This is a genomic window from Emticicia fluvialis, assembly GCF_024793945.1.
Taxonomy (GTDB): domain Bacteria; phylum Bacteroidota; class Bacteroidia; order Cytophagales; family Spirosomataceae; genus Emticicia; species Emticicia fluvialis.
This window is the reverse complement of sequence record NZ_JANUSD010000016.1, coordinates 80964-98502: the sequence shown is the minus strand read 5'-3', so window position 1 is coordinate 98502 and position 17539 is coordinate 80964. Positions and strand designations below refer to the sequence as shown.

The window sequence follows — 17539 nt, the reverse complement described above, 5'->3', positions numbered from 1 at the left end:
TGCGAGATGCGTTTTGCCTTTCCTTACTAAAAAATTGATTTTGGCTGAAAAACCCTGTATGGGTTTTTTATAAAGCCTTTTGCTAAACTTTTGCTATGATAAACTCTATCAGTTTTAAAAACGACCTCTCTTCTGGGGTTAGTATCTATTTATCGACTGACGACACCAACGCAGGCCAGCCCAATTACATTGCCAGGCTCAGCTTTGTGGGGCATATTGAACCTTCAGGCACGCTGGCTATCAATCAACAGGCAGACCTCACCTCGGTTTATATCTGCTACGACAACCAGAACAAACCCGTAAAACGAATGGTATATGAGGGCGGCAGCAGCCAGCAGGGTTTTACCATTACCCAGGCCGATGCAGACGTAATAGCCAGTAATTATAGTTTCTTTGACTTTATTGCCGCTAACCCCAACGATGCGCTGTCGGTCAGCTTTGCAAAACTGACCGAAGGAGGCAACGCCACCCCCGACCAGATAGATGCTTTTTATGAAGATACCGCCAATTATCAGGCCTGCACGTATGTGTCGTATATACTGGTGCTGGCGGCTTTATCGGCCGATACAGGTACGTCTCCGGCCGATACCGCTTACAGCCTTAAAAGCCTGATTGGCTATATGGGAGTTAAATGGCCCTCGCTCTTGCCCGATTTCCCCGTCAGTAGTTTTACCTGCACCACCCTGAATGGCAACGGCAACCTGGTAAGCCTGAGCTGTGATGTAAACATGGAAGATATATATTTCGGCAGCCAGATAGCCGCCAATATCTTTACCATTACGCCTTTTAACAGCGTAAAGGTGGTGCATGTTAACATCAGTTTCAGCTATACCTTAACGCCGGATCTGGTAACGGTTGCCCTCACTTTCAGCCTTGATGCCATCAGGATACCCGTTGCGACCAATACAGATATAACGCTCAGTAATCCGGCCATTACTTTTTCGTTGTCGCCGCAAAGTGGCGAGGTTGGCTTTATGGCACAGGCCACCATACCATTCAAGCTCTGGAGCAACCCAACTTTCTATGCCGATTTATCGATGGTAATCGGTGCAGACCAGGCCAATATCGGCGTGGTTATCAGGGGCGATAATTCTGTGCTGTTTACTCCGCCTATTATTCAGGGGGTTCATTTTACCTCATTCGGCGTGGGTATGGGTGTGTTTTTCCAGCCGATTATCGGGTATTCGCTGGGCGTGCAGGGGTCGTTTACCATTGGTAAGCCGGAAGACAACGTACTGGTAGAAGACAACAGCTTTGCGGTGGTTTGTGCGTTAATCGGCGATATCCCGAACCCGCTCTATATATCTTTTTATGTATCACAAATAAGCCTGAACGAACTGGTAACCATTTTTACCGACGTCGATTTCAATATTGATTTTCCGGTATCGGTAAAAAACCTGTCTTTCGTATGGCAGGAGAACCCCACCCAGCCGGTGGTACTGCCAGACGGCTCTACTTCTAAATATGAGTTTGGTTTCAGCGGGTATCTTGATTTCTTCGGGCTCGGTTTCTATGGCGACCTCGACATCAACCCTGTTTCGGGTGTCAACGGCATCATTACCATGTCGCCGTATGAACTTGGGCCACTAAGCCTGAAAGGCAACGGGCAGGCCATCAGCATAAAAGTAAATGAGGCCGGAGACCCCATCAGCAACAATGTGGTGCCAGAAACTTCAGCCGAAGAAATAGCTATTGAAAACGCCGGCACCGAGGTAATTATTAAAGCAGGCGGGCCGGTTATGGAGGTAAGCACGTTTGCATCGCCATACTTTGTAGCCAGTATCGCCATTGCGTTTCTGGACAGCCGGCAATCGGTTGAGGCGTCGGTTACCAGTAGTGGATTCAGTTTCGAGCTTGATTTTGAATCTGTACTGACCACAAGAATGGCTTGTGTGCTAAAAAACTACCAGTATTTTTCAGGCTCGTTTACTTATGGCGCCGATTTTATGATTCAGATTCCCGATTCGGTTGATGTGTTTAATCTGGGCAGCATTCATTTTGTATCAACCATTAGCAGCGAACTCACGATTGATACCAGCGCCAATGTAATACGCTTTACTTACGTAGGCAGTTTTAATTTCGCCGGTTATCATTACCATATCCCTGAACTGTCGCTGGATATCAACACCCAAAGCCTGCAAGACATCATCAATATGGCCAATCAATGGATTATCGATAATGTTACATCGCTTTTCAAAAATCTGTATGCCGATGCCGCCGCCTGGATAAACGCCATAACGCAGGGGGTAATTGTGCTGGCCACCAACACCGCCGAATATGTAATGGAAGGCTTTAAGGTAGTGTATGGTGTAAGTGCGGAAGCCGTTGGCGACCTGCTGAAAGGCACCACCTATGCCCTGAACGACGTAGCCAAAGGCATGAAAGACGTTTACAACGCTACGTCGACCCTTACAACCCAGACCCTGGTAACAGCCTATAACGCCGCTGAAGACAGCGCCGCCGCCGCCCTGCAATATGCAGGCTACACGGCCGACGAAATAGCCGACGCCCTTGTCAATGTATATGGCAGTACCATGGAGGTAGTGGGCGAAATACTGCTGGCCCTGGGCTACAGTGCCGATGTGGTGGCTCAGGCGCTTACTGAGGCATTTAATGCCACCGAAGCAGAAGTGGCCGCCGTAATGGCAGAACTGGGCTACGCCATTGACACCGCTGGTAACTGGGTAGAAAAAACTGCCAAAGATGCAGCCGACGCCACCAAAAATGCGGCCGATGATGCCCTGAAACAAGCCACCGACAGCACCAAAGATGCGGCAGACAGCGCAATAAAAGAAACCGAAGATGCCGCCAAAGATGCGGCCGACGAGGCAGAAAAGGCAGCCAAAGATGCGGCTGATGCGGCCAAAGATGCGGCAGACAGTGCATTGAAGGCATCAGAAGATGCGGCCAAAGATGCAGCCGATGCGGCCAAAGATGCCGCCGACGAAGCCGCGAAGGCAGCCAAAGATGCGGCAGATGCCGCCAAAAACGCTGCTGACAGCGCCAAAAATGCCACCGACTCGGCATTGAAGTCGGCGGCGGATGCTATTATTCCGTAGTTATTTGATTTTCAATACAAAACTAAATTTACTTATATGAAAGAAACCGACAATGCTGCCAATGCAGCCAGAGAGGCGATAAACAACGCTGCCAAAGAAGCCGAAAATGCAGTCAAAAACGCCATGGATGAAGCTAATAATGCGAACCGGGCATCCATAAACGCCAGTAAAAATGCCTTAAGTGAAGCAGATAATGCCATAAAACAAGCAATGGCTGAAGCCGAAAATGCGATCAGGGCAACACTCAATGTTACAGGCACCCCCCCTGAATGAAGCAGGAGATCCTGGCAAAAATACGATGGATGAAGCCGAAAATGCCACGAGAACAGCCGAACAGGATGCAGGCATACCACTGCCAATACCAGCAAAGCCCCGTAAAAACGCTTTGGATGAAGCCCAAAAAGCGATGAGTGATGCAAACGAATATTTAGAGAAGTCCATGAAAGAGGCGCAAGATTCACTCAGAAATGCAGGCGGCTACTAAGCCGGAAAAGCTATCGGGCAGCCATACCGGTGTTAAACGTTGCCCCAAATGCGGCATACCCGGCAAAGAAACAAACGGTGGAGGATGCCCTTATTCTGTAATAACCCGGCCAGTGTGGCTTTATGCGGGCAGGTTAACCATTAGCTGTGCAACAATACCCAAAAAACTAATATGAAAACAATTTTTGCTCTTGTCAACTGCTTTGCTGTGCTTTTACATGTACACCGGGAACCGAACAGTTCCTGAGGTATGGTTCAAACACTGCTGTAAAACTTATTTCTGTTCAATTATTAAAATCTAAACATTACCCGTTATGGCAATTGTTATTCAAGCTGCTTCATTTTTCCCAACCAGTATTCAGGACCTTGCAGTAACCGATACTAAGGTCTATTATCCGGGGCCATTGTTGATGGTTTCCTTTGGCCATGCTCAGGTTTATGTCAACGGTGAGGCCATTATTAAACCCACCTTTACCAGTGTTTATGATACTGCCGACTTAGTCTGGATTTCTGTAAGCTGGCAGGCTTCCGATGGCAATGGTTCGTCGGCTGCGCTGGAGTTTTATTTTATGGAAGGCTTGTCGGTTGTGGGTGGTAAATACGCCGTAGGAGCCGCGCCATTGCCGGAGGTTGATAATATTTCGGGCTTAATTGCCATCCCTGAAACACCGTCTGGCCTGTGGGACGGCACCTATAGTACTTTTATTGGCGCCGACTACAAGGCAGATGATGTGCTGGTGATAGAAGGCCCGGGCATGGGATACAAGTCTAAGACCATCCTTAATCACGTTTATTTGTCGCAGGTCTTTACCGACGACGAAGGCGTTACTACCACTACCTACCAGACCTGGTGGTTTCAGTCGGGCGATAACAAGCAGAACGCGTATCTTTATTACGTAAGCACTGAATACGGTAATTCATTTGTCGGGCAGACCTGGACGGGCCATGTACAACCGCTGGAATACAACTTTTCGGGTTCAATTGCGCAGGAACTCCCTTCCAACTGGATGAGTGATCTTATTCTTGAGGCTGAATACGCCGCTAAAGAGGTAACGGACACCGCCGTTGACGCCTACAACGATGCCCGGAATGCAGCCAAAGTGGCCACCGATACCGCCAAAAATGCGGCTGATGATGCCGTTAAAGCCACCACCGATGCTGCCAAAGATGCCACCGATACTGCCAAGGATGCTACCGATGCAGCCATAAAGGCATCGACAGATGCGGCTAAAGATGCCGCCGATGCAGCCATAAAAGCATCTACTGATGCTGCCAAGGATGCGGCTGACGCAGCTGAAAAAGCCGCCAAAGATGCCGCCGATGCAGCTAAAAATGCGGCTGACAGTATTCCAATACCGCCGCCGCCACCCATACCTAAAGTACCCAAAATACCAAAAATTTAATTAGATAAAGGCCGATGCTCGTTAAGCGCATCGGCCTGATACCTCTTTAAACCCGTTTTTTATTGAGCCATGGTAATACGGGCAGCTAAAGGCCGCCGCATTGCCGGGCTAATACACAAGAAAGCGCTTTTGCTTACGTCAACTGCTTGCGTATTTCTGCTCATTACCCATTAAGCCCTATGCTTTTAGTGGTAATTTTTATTTGGTAGCGCAACATTCAATTCAATTATTATAAACAATTAAACATTTAAAGCCATGGCAATTAATACCTCAATCAAAGCCAATTTTATTACTTATTTACAAAATTTAGAAACCAAAGTCTACTACAGCGGCCCTTACCTGATGGTTGACTTTGTTAGTTTCAGCATTGTGGTGAACGGCGAAACCATCAAAAATCCGGTGTTTTTAACCGAAACATCAGCTGATGAAATAGTGGTAATTGATGCCAGCTGGCAGGCTGCTGATGGCAACGCATCGTCTGCTGCGCTTAAGTTTTATTTTCAGCCCGCCAGCCTGATAGCCACCGGCAAATATGCTGCGGGTACTGCCGCGCTGCCGTCGGCCAATAATTTTACAGGTATGTATGCCACACAAAGCACCGATGTGTCGGCCTGGAACGCCAAATACAATACTTATGTAGGTACAAGCCTGGATCAGCAAGACGACACCCTGACCGTGAGCAGCCCAACGATTACCTATAAGTCGAAAAACATCAACAATTATGTGTATCTGGTACTTACCAGCACGCTTTCAGACGGCACCACTACCCAAACCTCTCAGGTTTCGTGGTTTGAGACCGGCGGTAATGACCAGAACGCCATTATCAGTTTCAGCGTGGCAGACCCCTATTTAATATTTATAGGGCAGAAATGGAATGGCAGCACACAGCCCATTGATTATAACTTTATGGGTACCACGGCAGACCAGCCCCCAACCAACTGGCTGACAGACGCCATTATTGCCACCGAAGAGGCAGCCAAAGATGTGGCAGACACCACCGTTGATATTTATAACGATGCCGTACAGGCAGCCAAAGATGCCGCCGACGCCACCAAAGATGCGGCAGACGATGCCCTTAAGGCAACAACCGATACGGCCAAAGATGCCACCGACGCCACCAAAGATGCCGCCGACGAAGGAATAAAAGCCACAGAAGATGCGGCCAAAGATGCTGCCGATGGCGCCAAAGATGCGGCTGACGAAGCAGCCAAGGCAGCCAAAGATGCCACAGATGCAGCCAAAGACGCCACTGATTCGGCCAAGAACTCGGCAGATAACGCGGCCAAAGATGCGGCCGATGCCACAAAAAATGCCATAGACGGTATTTTTAAAATTTAATGTATTTCCGGTCGGTACTCAGCTTGGGTACCGGCCGGTTTTTTAAACGTCAACCCATACCAACACAAGGGCTATTGACACCTAAAACCGCAGGTAATAAAGATGAATGTATTGTTAATACGGCGCAATGCCACCGATGGCATAGAGGTGAAGCAGGCCTTTGAGCAACTGGGGCTTAACTATTGTGATGTGCACCGGCATGAGCATATCAGTATTGTTGAACTGAACAGCAATGGTAAAACCGACATCAGGTTTTTCAACTGGAACATCAGCCGGTTCGACAGGATTTTTTTTATCAACACACCCTCGGTACCCGAAATCGGCAATGCCGTAGCCAGCAACAAAACCCATACGTTTGAGTATTGCGAGATGGATGCCTCGGTGATATCTGCCCTGCAAAACTACACCGATAAACTGATTAACGCCGGGGTGCTGAACATGAGCCTGAGCATTACCAACAGGTATTTTCTGGTGTTTCTGTTCAGAAGCCTGGGCTGGCAGTTGCACCCGTCGCTTTTTAATCTGCCGCAGGCCCTGCCAGATAAAACGCTGTATCAGGTTCACCTGCTGCTTACACGTACGGGGTATAGGGTTTATCCGGACAATGATGTTTTCAGCCCGATTATCAGCCATGCCGAAGAGCTTATTTTAAAAACCCGGAAAGCCATGTGGCAACGCGGGCTGGACATACTGACCGTAAGCTGTGTGGTAACAGACGGCAACCTGTGTGTATTGAATATCAGTGAAAGTTTTGCGCACGTCAGTTCCGGAATATTGGCCGGGGCATTAAAGGAAATAATCTGATTATGTTTTTAATAATAGGGTATCATAACGAAAAAGCCATTGAGCATTTTGTAAAAGTGCTGGCCGAACAAAAACAGGCAGATGCCGATAAGTATCATTTTCTGAACCTGTCAGACGTTGAAACCGCCACAGATGTGCAGGTGTCTTACGACGCCGATGACCTGCTGGTGAAAATAGACGACCGCCAATTTGACTTTGCCAATTACCACGCTATTTATGCGCGGTGTTTGTATCAGACGCCTGCCGACAAAGCTCATGTGCTGAGGATGGTCAATTTTATTTTTCTGATGCATAATTACCTCGAATTCTGCGACAAGGTGGTGGTTAACCGGCCTTGCGCGGGTAATTCAAACTACACCAAGCTGCACCATGTAACCAAGCTGCAGGCCTACGGTTTCTCTGTGCCTGAAACGTACATTTTCGGGTCTGGCACCCGGGCAAAGCATGTAATGCAACCCAACGGCGACTGGATTTCGAAGGGTACGTCATCTATCAGAACCAGAGCTGTAGAACTGGACGAAAAACTCTATGCCGAGTTGTATCAGCTTAACCATGTGCCGTCGCTGTTTCAGCGGCACATCAGGGGGTATGATGTACGCCTGCATCTGCTGGGCAGCCAGCCACTGGCGCTTAAGATAGAGTCGCCCAATGTAGACTACCGTTACAATACCTCGGGCAATCAATACCAAAGGGTAGACATTCCACCAGACTTACTGAAAAAATGTATTGATTACTGCCGCGAAGAAGAACTGCTCTTTGCAGGCATAGATTTTAAGGTAACACCCACCGGCGAATGGGTGATGCTTGAAATTAACAACACCCCCGGCTACAATTTTTTTGATACCAAGATGAATTACGCCATTTCAATGGCTTTGTTTGATTTCCTGAGCCAGACTCCCGACCAGCTCGCGCCTTTCCGCCGCGAACCGGCCGCCACCAAAACCTTTATTCCGCCAGAAAGAAGAACCATGTCTTAAACCCGCGGGCCAATGGCAGGAAGGTTTTACAACGCCTGCAAAGCTGCGAACTGCAAGTTCGCGCCACAAGTTTCAATACCAAACTCGGTTTTCAGGCATTGAAGCAGGTCTGCGGTGTTGTCAAATGTTTCCATTTTGCGTTCGTTTCCGGTACGCTGCAAAAACCGATGGTTGAAGAGCGTTTTGCGGCCTTGAGGCAGTGGCAGGGTGCAAATCAGGTTTTTTACAAAATGAGAGTCGGGCGAGGTCTGTTTCCGGAAGTTCTGCGCTTCAAATTCTTCCAGCCGCGCCGCTTGCAGGCTGAACCTGTATTTTTCTTCATAACTAACACCCGTGGCCGACATCCAGAGGCTGAAGTCTCCATCCTCAGCCCGGCGAATCATAAAGTAACCGGAGCCGTCGGTCTGCACCACGTCTGGTTTTAGCTCCAGTGGTTCCAGAAACAAATCGCCATAGCCTACGTCCATCAGCCACCGGGTACCCAGATTGGCTACAAGGGCCATGTGGTCAAATGGCGGGCCGGGCTGCTTGTTATGCAAGATGCGTGCTGATATAAGCTGTGTATCAAAGCCCAGTTTTTGCAGCAACTCGTTAAAGAGGGTGTTCAGCTCGTAGCAGTAACCGCCTCGGCGGCCTGTTACTACTTTGTTGTAGATAGCAGGAAGGTGCAGGCGGATGGGTACGCCCAGTTGCACGTCGAGGTTCTCGAAAGGAACATGAAACACGTGCGCCCGGTGTAGTTGCCTGAGCACGGAGAGGCTGGCCGCAGGGGCCGCCCGGAAGTTGATGCGTTTCAGATAAGATTGTACGTTCATGTGTGCGATTTTTCAGCAATAGCGGCACGGGGTATCTGCCTGTTTTTTTGTAAAAACAAAGCAAAAATAAGTGTACCAATATATGACCATAACGGAAATACAGCGGCAGATGCTGTATTAAAATGCTATGAAGACCTGCCGGGTATAAGCCGGCACGCTGAGGTAATGCGCAGAGAGACAGGCGCGATTTGTCTTGTTCAGCCCTTATTTATGTCTGTTTTGCACCCCTGTTTTGGCTTAAAAGGGTATTAACTTTGTAGCATACTAACAAAATTGGCTATGATGGAAAACAATAACATGGCGTTCAGGCTGGTGGTAAACAAGCCACCGCAGGAAACCTTTCAGGCTATCAATGAGGTGCGCCAGTGGTGGTCTGACGATTTCAGCGGAAGCTCGTCTCAGTTGGGCGATGAGTTCGAGGTTCGGTTTGCAGACGTGCATTATTCAAAACAAAAACTGGCAGAGCTGCTGCCGGGTCAAAAAATAGTATGGCTGATTACCGACAGCCACCTGAGTTTTCTGGAACAAAAAAATGAATGGACAGGCACAAAGGTGGTGTTTAGCCTTTCGGCCGAGGGCGACCATACCGTTATCAGCTTTACGCATGAGGGGCTAACGCCGCAAAGCGAGTGCTACACCGATTGCTACGGCGGCTGGCGGCAATACCTGCTGCATAGCCTGGTGCCTTACATCAACACCGGCAAAGGCAACCCGAATGTGCTTGAGAGCGCCATTAAAGAAAAAACTGCCAGACCCTGAGCCGGCCGGGTGTTACAAATCCTGCCGGTTATGCCTAATTTTCTACCTACCAGAAACCGCTGCCATGCGCCTGCGCAGGGTTTCTGGTTTTTTGCTATACCTCTTGCCGCCAAATGCTGCCGGGCGGGTCTGCAGGGCTGTTTTTTGCAGGTTTTATCACCAAAAATGATGAGTTTTAAGAAAAAACGCATCGGCTGCTTTTCAATGTGGCTATTTCTGCTTATTATTACGGTTAATTACAAAAAGTAAAGGATAACTGCCTTAGATTAAATCAAAAACTTTGTGTCTGACCTATTGAGAGAAGATATTACCAGCCTCTCATCTGCTGTTTCAAATAACAGTATTTTATATTAGCCAACCTGAAAGGTGCGTTTGAAATTACCTTGTTTTCTGTGTTCAGATGCATTGGACTTTTAGAAAATAACTTGGTATGCCCTGCATAAAATCTTGTATGATGTTTGCTGTATGTGGGGTGTAAAAAGACAAAAACTGTTCATTCTAAATAATAATGGAGAAACCTCGCGAGAATTACTATCTGGAGGCCAGAAAAATATGGAGCACCGTTGTAGACCAGGATTCAACTGATTTCAACGATTTAAGGGTACAGGTGGCCTTTCATAAGCAATTGCTGAATATCTTTCAGCCGGGCAATTACCACTATTTTGTGTTCAATATTTTTAAGGTTGAGGTAGAATTGTGGAGCGAGGGCATTATTGATGTGCTGGGCTATACGCCCGACGAAATGAGCCTGGAGTTTTATATGAGTATCATTCACCCGGACGATATGCCGTATTTCCTGAAGTTTGAAAAGCGTATAACCGAGTTTTTTCTGACACTGCCTTACGACAAAATCAAGAATTATAAAGTGCAGTATGACATCAGGCTGCGTGCCAAAGATAACCGCTACGTACGGGTGCTGCATCAGGCCATACAGATAGATTATGACGCGAATAATTTCTACCGGACACTGGATGTGCAGTCGGACATTACGCATATTAAAAGTGAGGGGGTGCCGTGTTTTTCGCTGATTGGGATGGACGGGGAGCCGTCTTATTATAATATCCAGAGCGATTCCCTGATACCGGGGGGCAATAATCCGTTTTCAGAGCGCGAACAGGAGATTCTGAAAATGATAGTGGAGGGTAAAAGCAGTAAAGAAATAGCCGGGGTGTTGTTTTTGAGTTTACATACCGTAAACACCCACCGCAAGAATATACTGAACAAAGCCCGTGTAAAAACACCTGTTGAGCTGGTTACCAAGGTAATTAACCAGGGTTGGATATAGCGTTTCAGAATACCTGTGTACAGGTATTTTTTGCCTTCGGGCAATTATTTATGTTTGCTGAATTTAAACTGTTGCATTGAGTTAATTAAATCAAAAGCCGGGTGTTTGCTGACGCCCGCAATCAGGAAAAACTACTCCGAAGTTCCCCATGAAGAAAAGTACTATTATTTTGCTGTTAGCAATGGCAGGCGCGCCGTTGCTGCTAACCGCCCAGGACCTCATCATTAAGAAAAACAAAACCGAAACCAAAGCAAAAGTGATTGAGATAACCGACGATTACGTGAAGTATCGCGACTGGGACAACCTCTCCGGCCCTATTTATAACCTGGCCCGCAACAAGGTTTTTATGATTGTGTATCAGAACGGTAAAAGAGAGTTTATTAATGCCAGAAATGAGGTAAAGGCCAGGGGCAGCATAAAAGAAGAAACCCCCGCCCGGATGACTGAAAAAACCGAAATGCAGGAAAAAACCGAACCGGTAGAAAGCCCCTGGCAACGCGGAAAAACCGAGGTGATGATTATCAAATCGGCCGATGCAGAGAATGCAGAAAAAGAACAGGAAGCCGACAATGCCCCGCATGACGTGATGGCCGAGCCAGACACCAGCCGGGCGGGGGCATCAAGCCCTGAGGCCTCAAAGTATGCCTTTGCACCTGTTGAGGTAACCAAACAAAAAGGATTTACCAAATTTGCCGACAACAGCCTGTATCTGGGGGTATCAGCCAATGCTATCAACCAGATGACCTTCCCGACGGTAATGATTATCAACGACTGGTTTTTGTCGCCGTCTATTGCCATTACTTATGGTGCAGGGGCTAACTACAATACGGCTGACGACATGGGCTATCAAATTAAAACCTGGGGTTTTCAGGGTATTCTTGGGGCGGCTTATTACCTGAACAAAGCGTTTAGAATTAACAAAAAGCGGGCGGCTGTTTACGTAGGCGCCGCTGTAAAATATAGTTACGACTACACCACGTCTGACATCTCAGACCGCCCCACGTCGGCATCAAGCATGAGTGTTTTTGGCCGGGGTGGCGTAAAAATCAATATTACCCGGCGGCTGGGCTTGTTTGCCGAAGCCCACATAACCAACGGCGACCCCGACATGTTGGGCGGGTTGTCTTTCAGCTTTGTAAAATAAGCGGGCTGCTGCCTGTTTCTCAGCTGCCAAGGCTTTAAAACTGGCAATAAAATACCTAATGCTAGGTATTTATTGCCAGTTAGTAAATAATTAAGTTTGCCGGTATAATTCAATTGCCCGAATGGGCTTGATGCACGCTTGTGCCATGCCACCTTACCAAATGTCCGCAAACTTTTTATAACATAAAACCAATCCCTTTAAAACAGATAACGTATCCCTTATGAAAAGAAATCTACTAACACTTGCTTTTGCGCTTGCCTTTTTGCCCTCGCTATTATTTGCACAAGACATTATCATTAAAAACGACAAGTCTGAAATTAAAGCCAAAGTGGTTGAAATAACCGTTGATTTTATTAAATATAATGACTGGGACAACCTGACCGGCCCCATCTACAATATTGCTAAAAAAGATGTGTTTATGATAACCTACCAGAACGGCAAGAGAGAGTTTATTACTGCTGAAACCTCTGCTACACCTACCAAAGCCAGGGCAACCACCCAAACAAGGAAAGAAGCCCCGACAGACGTGCAGGAAATTGATTTAACAGGCGGAACCCCGGCAGAGGGCTCACCGTTTGAGTACACTCCACGAGACAAGACCCAACCCAAAAGCCCTACCAACTATGCCGACAGGGTATCTTACACAGGTGTTGCGCTGAACTCAATCGGCAAGGCAACTATTCCTACCATTCAGGCTTTGAACGACTGGTTTCTGGCCAATAATATAGCCTTGTCTTATGGGGTGGCTATTGGTTATAACAGCATCAAGGAGTCGGGTATTGAATTGAAAACTTCTGCTTTTACGGGTATTCTGGGTGGAGCGTATTACCTGAACGAGGCCCTGAAAATTGATAAACGGAAGGCGGCGGCCTATGTAGGCGTGGCGTTATATTACGCTTATGCTTCAACTACGTCTAACTACAAAGAGTTTGAGGTTTCGGGTGGTAATTTAGGTGTGCTTGCACGCGCCGGTGGTAAATACAACTTTGCCAAGCGTTTGGGTGGTTTTGCCGAAATACAAGTCAGCAAAGGCGACCCGGCTATTATAGCTGGTTTATCAATCAGTATCAACAAATAAAATAGCTATGATACCATCTTTACTCAGGTCGGTTCTTACAGTAATGGTTGTGTGCCTGGCTTTTGCCGGATGCACCACCAAAAAAGAGGTGGAACCCGAAACCAAAGGCGAATTTGTTTTTAACAACATCAAGTATTCGGGCGCGTGCCAGGGCATAGCTTCCAAAACCTGTAAGGGTGGTTTTGATGTGGCCATAATGTCAACAGCCAATATTGTTATTTACAATATGCCTACTGCCGCAACCGGTACATTTAACATAGCCAACGGATGGGCCACCAACCCGGGTTGCAATACCTATGTGCTGGTGCTGAAAGAAAACGGAAACCAGATTGCCAGCATTAACGGTACGCTGACCAAAACCGGAGAAAACTCATTTATTTTACTGGTTAACGTAACCGAGTTTGCAACCGCTTCATCGGCTGCTACTATATCTGGCAGCGGTACGTATACTATTCTGAAATAATACCTTTCGTGAAGCGCTGTTTTCAGAAACAATAAACGGGCCAACCACTTGTTATGCAACCATATAAAACGGTTACCTATGGCCGTTTTATATGGTTGAGCCATTGGCAGGCCCATTGCTATGACCCCCTTTTACAGGATCTTTCCACACCCAACACAGGCTTTATTTTGTTTTTGCCTGTTTCTAAAATGAGGTTCCCGGCTATGCTGTGCAGAAAGCCCGGCGAAATCTACCTGAGCAACCACTTTTGCCACCTACCGTTACATCTGCTGAAAATTGACAATGAACGATTATAAACTGAACCTTTACCTTATATCCCTTTTCAAAAAACATGAAAAAAAGTGGCTTTTTATTCCTTTTCGTGCTAGGCTTTTGTTTTGAGCTATTGGCTCAGGGTACTGTTTATAGTAATAAAGGAGTTACTGTAACGTGGACTATCACACCAAAAGGTGACCATTATTTTAAGGATTGCGACACCTGGTTTGATAACTATGAGATTAAATTAACTGCTACCAACGCCAATGATAAGCCCATAAAGTTTGTTGGGTTTCCTGACGTGTACTTTCAAAATGACTGGTGTACCTACACCCCCGGCGGCTATGTACCCCAAACCACAAATAAAAATGTGTGGAACAGTATCTGGAGTGCTGGGGGAGGCATGGTTCGTGGTAATGGTATTCAATCATTCGACGTTCCGGCCAGAGGCGAAAGCTATATTTACACTTCAATATCTGTAAAAAAAGGCACCAGACCTAAAGTGATTTCTTACAAAATTGACGGATTTGAATTTGTAGAAGGAGATGCACCGCAACAACCAACCCCAACTACTACTACCACCAGGGTATCGCCGCAGTGGTCAGACTGGAAGGGGTTCAGCAGTTGTGCCACCGGGCTGGAGTACCGCACCCTGAAAGACCAGGGTTATGCACTGAACTATCAGGTGCATTTGTATTTTCAGGTGAGGTCTTCTTATAACAGCCCTGTACGGTTTGAGTTTAACCTGCTTGATAAAAACGGAAAAGTGCATTTTGGTAACACGCACGACATAGCGGCAGGCGGTACGGTAGAGTTTAATCATAAGATGGATGCCGACAAGATTAAATCGATACAGGTAAAAAATGCGGTGTATATTAATAACGGGCGGTCGGTTTGTGATGCCAGCGCCAACCAGCAAAGTGGCGGCGGTCAGAGCGGCTCTGTCCAGAGCGGCTCCGGCCAGAGTGGTAGTGCCTTAACCAGAGAACAGCAGGAGCAGATGAAAGCCGCCGATGCCCATAATAACTACATTAATGCCAAGATGCGCGAAACAGAAGCAGAAGAAAAGCGGCAACTACAACAGCAGGAGGCATTACGGAAGCAGCAGGAGGAAGAAAAAAAACGCTATGAGGCCGAGCAGGAGCGCATCAGAAAAGAAAAAGAAGCCAGGTATGCCCGTTACAGTGCGGCTATTCAGAATGGTGATAATGCCCTGAAAAGCGGTAATTATGAAAGCGCCATGACTTATTATAACCAGGCCAAAAGTCTGGCACAAGACCCCGACCAGGCCCGCATAGCCAACGAACGCTATACACAGGCTTTTGAAGCCAAAAAAACTGCCGAACGCAAAGTGCGGGTAGAAAAACAGCAGAAAGTAGATAAAGAAGAAAACGCGCAGTTTGCAGGTATGGCAGCCGGAACGGTAGGTTTAATGTCTGCGATGAAAGACCGCTATATTGAGCGGTTTTTTGCTGCCAAAGTGCAACTGGGGCTGGGCATTGAAGACCTGCCCATGTACACCAACAATACCAGCGCGTATGCGGTAAACAAAACTTATATACAGAAGTTTGCCATGCCTACTTTTCATGTAGGGCTTAAGGCCACGCTGTTTAACAACAAGGGGGTGTCGTGGCATATTAATCCGCTGTTTAATCTGGCTTTTCCGGCTTTGTCGCCCGGTAAAAGTGGCGCTTACAGCGACTACGGCGGCACGAGTTCGCTAATGATGGGCCTGAAACATGATAGCAAATGGAAGCTGTTTGCCGAAGGTGGCTGGCTGCACAAAGACGGCTCGTTTACGTATGATGCCGACGCCGCCAACGGGGGTACTACTGCCACCGACGATGTACGCAAAGGCACCCTGAAGTACGATGTGCTGAAATATGGCGGGGGCATAGCTTTTTACTCATTGCTTGACGATGTCGAGACCATCATCAGGCCTGCGGTGTATTTTGAGCGGCCGTCGTTCTTTGCAGCAGACAAAAAACCGGTAATGAGTTTCAACCTGTTTATGAATATTTATAGCGCTTTTATTATTGACATCAGTTACTCGCCGGATTATTTCATTGGCGGGCAGGTGAATTTTCCGGGTACGGTAACACCAGAAAAAACCAGCTATTTCAGTGTAAAGTTAATCAGGCAGGGCCGGTTATATTAAGCGCAGGCAGATAAGTAAAAATTGCGAGATTTTGCGAGAATCTCGCAATTTTTAGTTTTTGAGGGTGTGGTGCCGTTATTGTGAAACATTGTGAACACCTAGTGTACATAGTGGCTTACAACGCTATCAGACTGGATGCGTCGTACCGACGTACCGGCCACAAGTAGAACTTGAACCAACTTGATACGTACTTGAACAAGGCCAAAACAATGGGTTTTTCTTTATTTGTGAAAATTAAAACCCGAACAAATCAATTATGAAAAAACTAGTTTTGTTGCTGTTGGGCCTGTGTACAATGGCAGTTGCCCAAAAGAAAAAAAATGTTAGTCAGCCTGCGGCTCCTGCGGTGCCAGACTATCACATCGGCATGAGTGCCGATAAATGGCAGTTTAAAGAAGGTAAAGTAACGTTTATTGAAAAGAACGGTACCCCGGCCATGCGTATTGTGCAGGGTAACCAGGGGGCGGTGTTACTGAAGGAGGCGGTTTTTACAAACGGCACCATTGAGTTTGATTTCGAACCCGAAGCACCTATGTCGCTGGGGTCGTCGCCGACGGTTTATTTTCATGGCGATGCGCAGAGCAAAGATGTAGAGATTCTGTACATCAGGGCAAGGCCGAAAACACCCACGGCCAACGATGGCGTGCAGTATTGCCCCATACTGAAGGGCGTAAATATGTGGGATATGTACCCCGATTATCAGGCACCGGCCATGTTTGAGGCAGGCAAGGCCAATCACCTGAAAATGGTGGTTTCTGGTAAGCAGATGAAGGTGTATGTGAATGACATGAACCGCCCGACGCTTTATATACCCAAACTGGAAGGCAATGCAACCACCGGTATGCTCGCGCTTGATGGCGGCATGACGGTATGGAACATGCAGGTAAAGCCCGATATAACCGAGAACCTGCCACCAATGGAAGGCCACGACCTGACCGACCACGACGCGCAGTACATCAGAAACTGGGCTATGACCACCCCACTTGAACTGCCTGCCAAACAAGAGGTTACGAACATGGATATACCCAGGCCGGAGGTTTTTAAAGAGACTATTCTGGCCGAAAGACAGGGTTTGCTTAATATTACGCGGAAGTACGGTAATAGTGAGAACCGGAGGGTGGTATGGCTGAGAGCTATCATTAAAACAGCCGAGGCGCAGAAGAATATGCTGCAGTTGGGTTTCAGCGATGAGGTGTGGGTGTTTCTGAACGGGTCTTTGGCTTATGTAGACAAAAATCTGTTTTTGCAGCCATCAATGCGGAAATACCCGGCAGGCAGGATATCGGTACAAAATGCACGTGTTGACCTGAACCTGAAAGCCGGAGAAAACGAACTGCTGATAGCGGTGGCCAACGATTTTTACGGCTGGGGAATTATAGCCCGGCTGGAGAACATGGAAGGAGTGGAGTTTAGTAAGTAATCAGGCATGGTTTGATGATGGTGAACCTTTAACGAAAATTGTGAAACATAGTGTGGCCATCGTGTACTTAGTGGCAAGGCTTAATATACCACACACCA

Annotated in this window: 17 protein-coding genes; 16 read left to right on the top strand and 1 reads right to left on the bottom strand. The window is 47.3% G+C overall.

The genetic code is table 11. The annotated features are described in order from the left end of the window. The first annotated feature begins 95 nt into the window (after positions 1–95). The 7 genes from NZ848_RS17790 (at position 96) to NZ848_RS17760 (ending at position 8064) form a co-directional block, all read left to right on the top strand. Entirely contained in the window at positions 96–3059 is a 2964-nt protein-coding gene (locus NZ848_RS17790) for a phage tail tape measure protein (protein WP_259016652.1), read from the top strand. Positions 3060–3095: 36 nt separating this feature from the next. After that, complete coding sequence (locus NZ848_RS17785; RefSeq protein WP_259016651.1) at positions 3096–3332, top strand: hypothetical protein; 237 nt, start codon at positions 3096–3098, stop codon at positions 3330–3332. 25 nt (positions 3333–3357) lie between these two features. Further along, positions 3358–3543, top strand: coding sequence for a hypothetical protein (locus NZ848_RS17780; RefSeq protein WP_259016650.1), 186 nt, complete (start codon positions 3358–3360; stop codon positions 3541–3543). A gap of 313 nt (positions 3544–3856) precedes the next feature. Beyond that, complete coding sequence (locus tag NZ848_RS17775) at positions 3857–4945, top strand: hypothetical protein (RefSeq protein WP_259016649.1); 1089 nt, start codon at positions 3857–3859, stop codon at positions 4943–4945. A gap of 255 nt (positions 4946–5200) precedes the next feature. After that, complete coding sequence (locus tag NZ848_RS17770) at positions 5201–6283, top strand: hypothetical protein (protein ID WP_259016648.1); 1083 nt, start codon at positions 5201–5203, stop codon at positions 6281–6283. 102 nt (positions 6284–6385) lie between these two features. Next, a complete protein-coding gene (locus NZ848_RS17765; RefSeq protein WP_259016647.1) occupies positions 6386–7087 on the top strand; it encodes a hypothetical protein in 702 nt (233 codons plus the stop codon). Positions 7088–7089: 2 nt separating this feature from the next. Further along, complete coding sequence (locus NZ848_RS17760) at positions 7090–8064, top strand: ATP-grasp domain-containing protein (protein ID WP_259016646.1); 975 nt, start codon at positions 7090–7092, stop codon at positions 8062–8064. Between the two features lie 26 nt (positions 8065–8090). On the opposite strand, the gene NZ848_RS17755 is transcribed toward NZ848_RS17760, so the two are convergent. Next, entirely contained in the window at positions 8091–8879 is a 789-nt protein-coding gene (locus NZ848_RS17755; RefSeq protein ID WP_259016645.1) for an arylamine N-acetyltransferase family protein, read from the bottom strand. 279 nt (positions 8880–9158) lie between these two features. Here NZ848_RS17755 and NZ848_RS17750 point away from each other — a divergent pair, with 279 nt between their 5' ends. The 9 genes from NZ848_RS17750 to NZ848_RS17710 all read left to right on the top strand — a co-directional run bounded on the left by NZ848_RS17750 (position 9159) and on the right by NZ848_RS17710 (position 17441). Next, positions 9159–9638: an SRPBCC domain-containing protein gene (locus NZ848_RS17750; RefSeq protein ID WP_253523571.1), complete on the top strand. Its 480-nt coding sequence runs from the start codon at positions 9159–9161 to the stop codon at positions 9636–9638. A gap of 30 nt (positions 9639–9668) precedes the next feature. Continuing rightward, complete coding sequence (locus NZ848_RS17745) at positions 9669–9887, top strand: hypothetical protein (RefSeq protein WP_259016644.1); 219 nt, start codon at positions 9669–9671, stop codon at positions 9885–9887. Between the two features lie 259 nt (positions 9888–10146). Continuing rightward, positions 10147–10923, top strand: a complete 777-nt coding sequence (locus NZ848_RS17740; RefSeq protein WP_259016643.1) for a LuxR C-terminal-related transcriptional regulator — start codon at positions 10147–10149, stop codon at positions 10921–10923. 148 nt (positions 10924–11071) lie between these two features. Further along, positions 11072–12067 carry a porin family protein gene (locus NZ848_RS17735; RefSeq protein WP_259016642.1) on the top strand — a complete coding sequence of 332 codons (996 nt, stop codon included), beginning with the start codon at positions 11072–11074 and terminating at the stop codon, positions 12065–12067. A gap of 220 nt (positions 12068–12287) precedes the next feature. Beyond that, complete coding sequence (locus NZ848_RS17730) at positions 12288–13145, top strand: hypothetical protein (RefSeq protein ID WP_259016641.1); 858 nt, start codon at positions 12288–12290, stop codon at positions 13143–13145. A 7-nt stretch (positions 13146–13152) separates the two neighbouring features. Further along, on the top strand, positions 13153–13608 hold the full coding sequence (locus tag NZ848_RS17725; protein ID WP_259016640.1) for a hypothetical protein: 456 nt from the start codon (positions 13153–13155) through the stop codon (positions 13606–13608). A gap of 53 nt (positions 13609–13661) precedes the next feature. Further along, positions 13662–13904, top strand: coding sequence for a hypothetical protein (locus NZ848_RS17720; RefSeq protein WP_259016639.1), 243 nt, complete (start codon positions 13662–13664; stop codon positions 13902–13904). 35 nt (positions 13905–13939) lie between these two features. After that, a complete protein-coding gene (locus tag NZ848_RS17715) occupies positions 13940–16021 on the top strand; it encodes a hypothetical protein (RefSeq protein ID WP_259016638.1) in 2082 nt (693 codons plus the stop codon). A 256-nt stretch (positions 16022–16277) separates the two neighbouring features. Continuing rightward, complete coding sequence (locus tag NZ848_RS17710; protein ID WP_259016637.1) at positions 16278–17441, top strand: DUF1080 domain-containing protein; 1164 nt, start codon at positions 16278–16280, stop codon at positions 17439–17441. Positions 17442–17539: the final 98 nt, after the last annotated feature.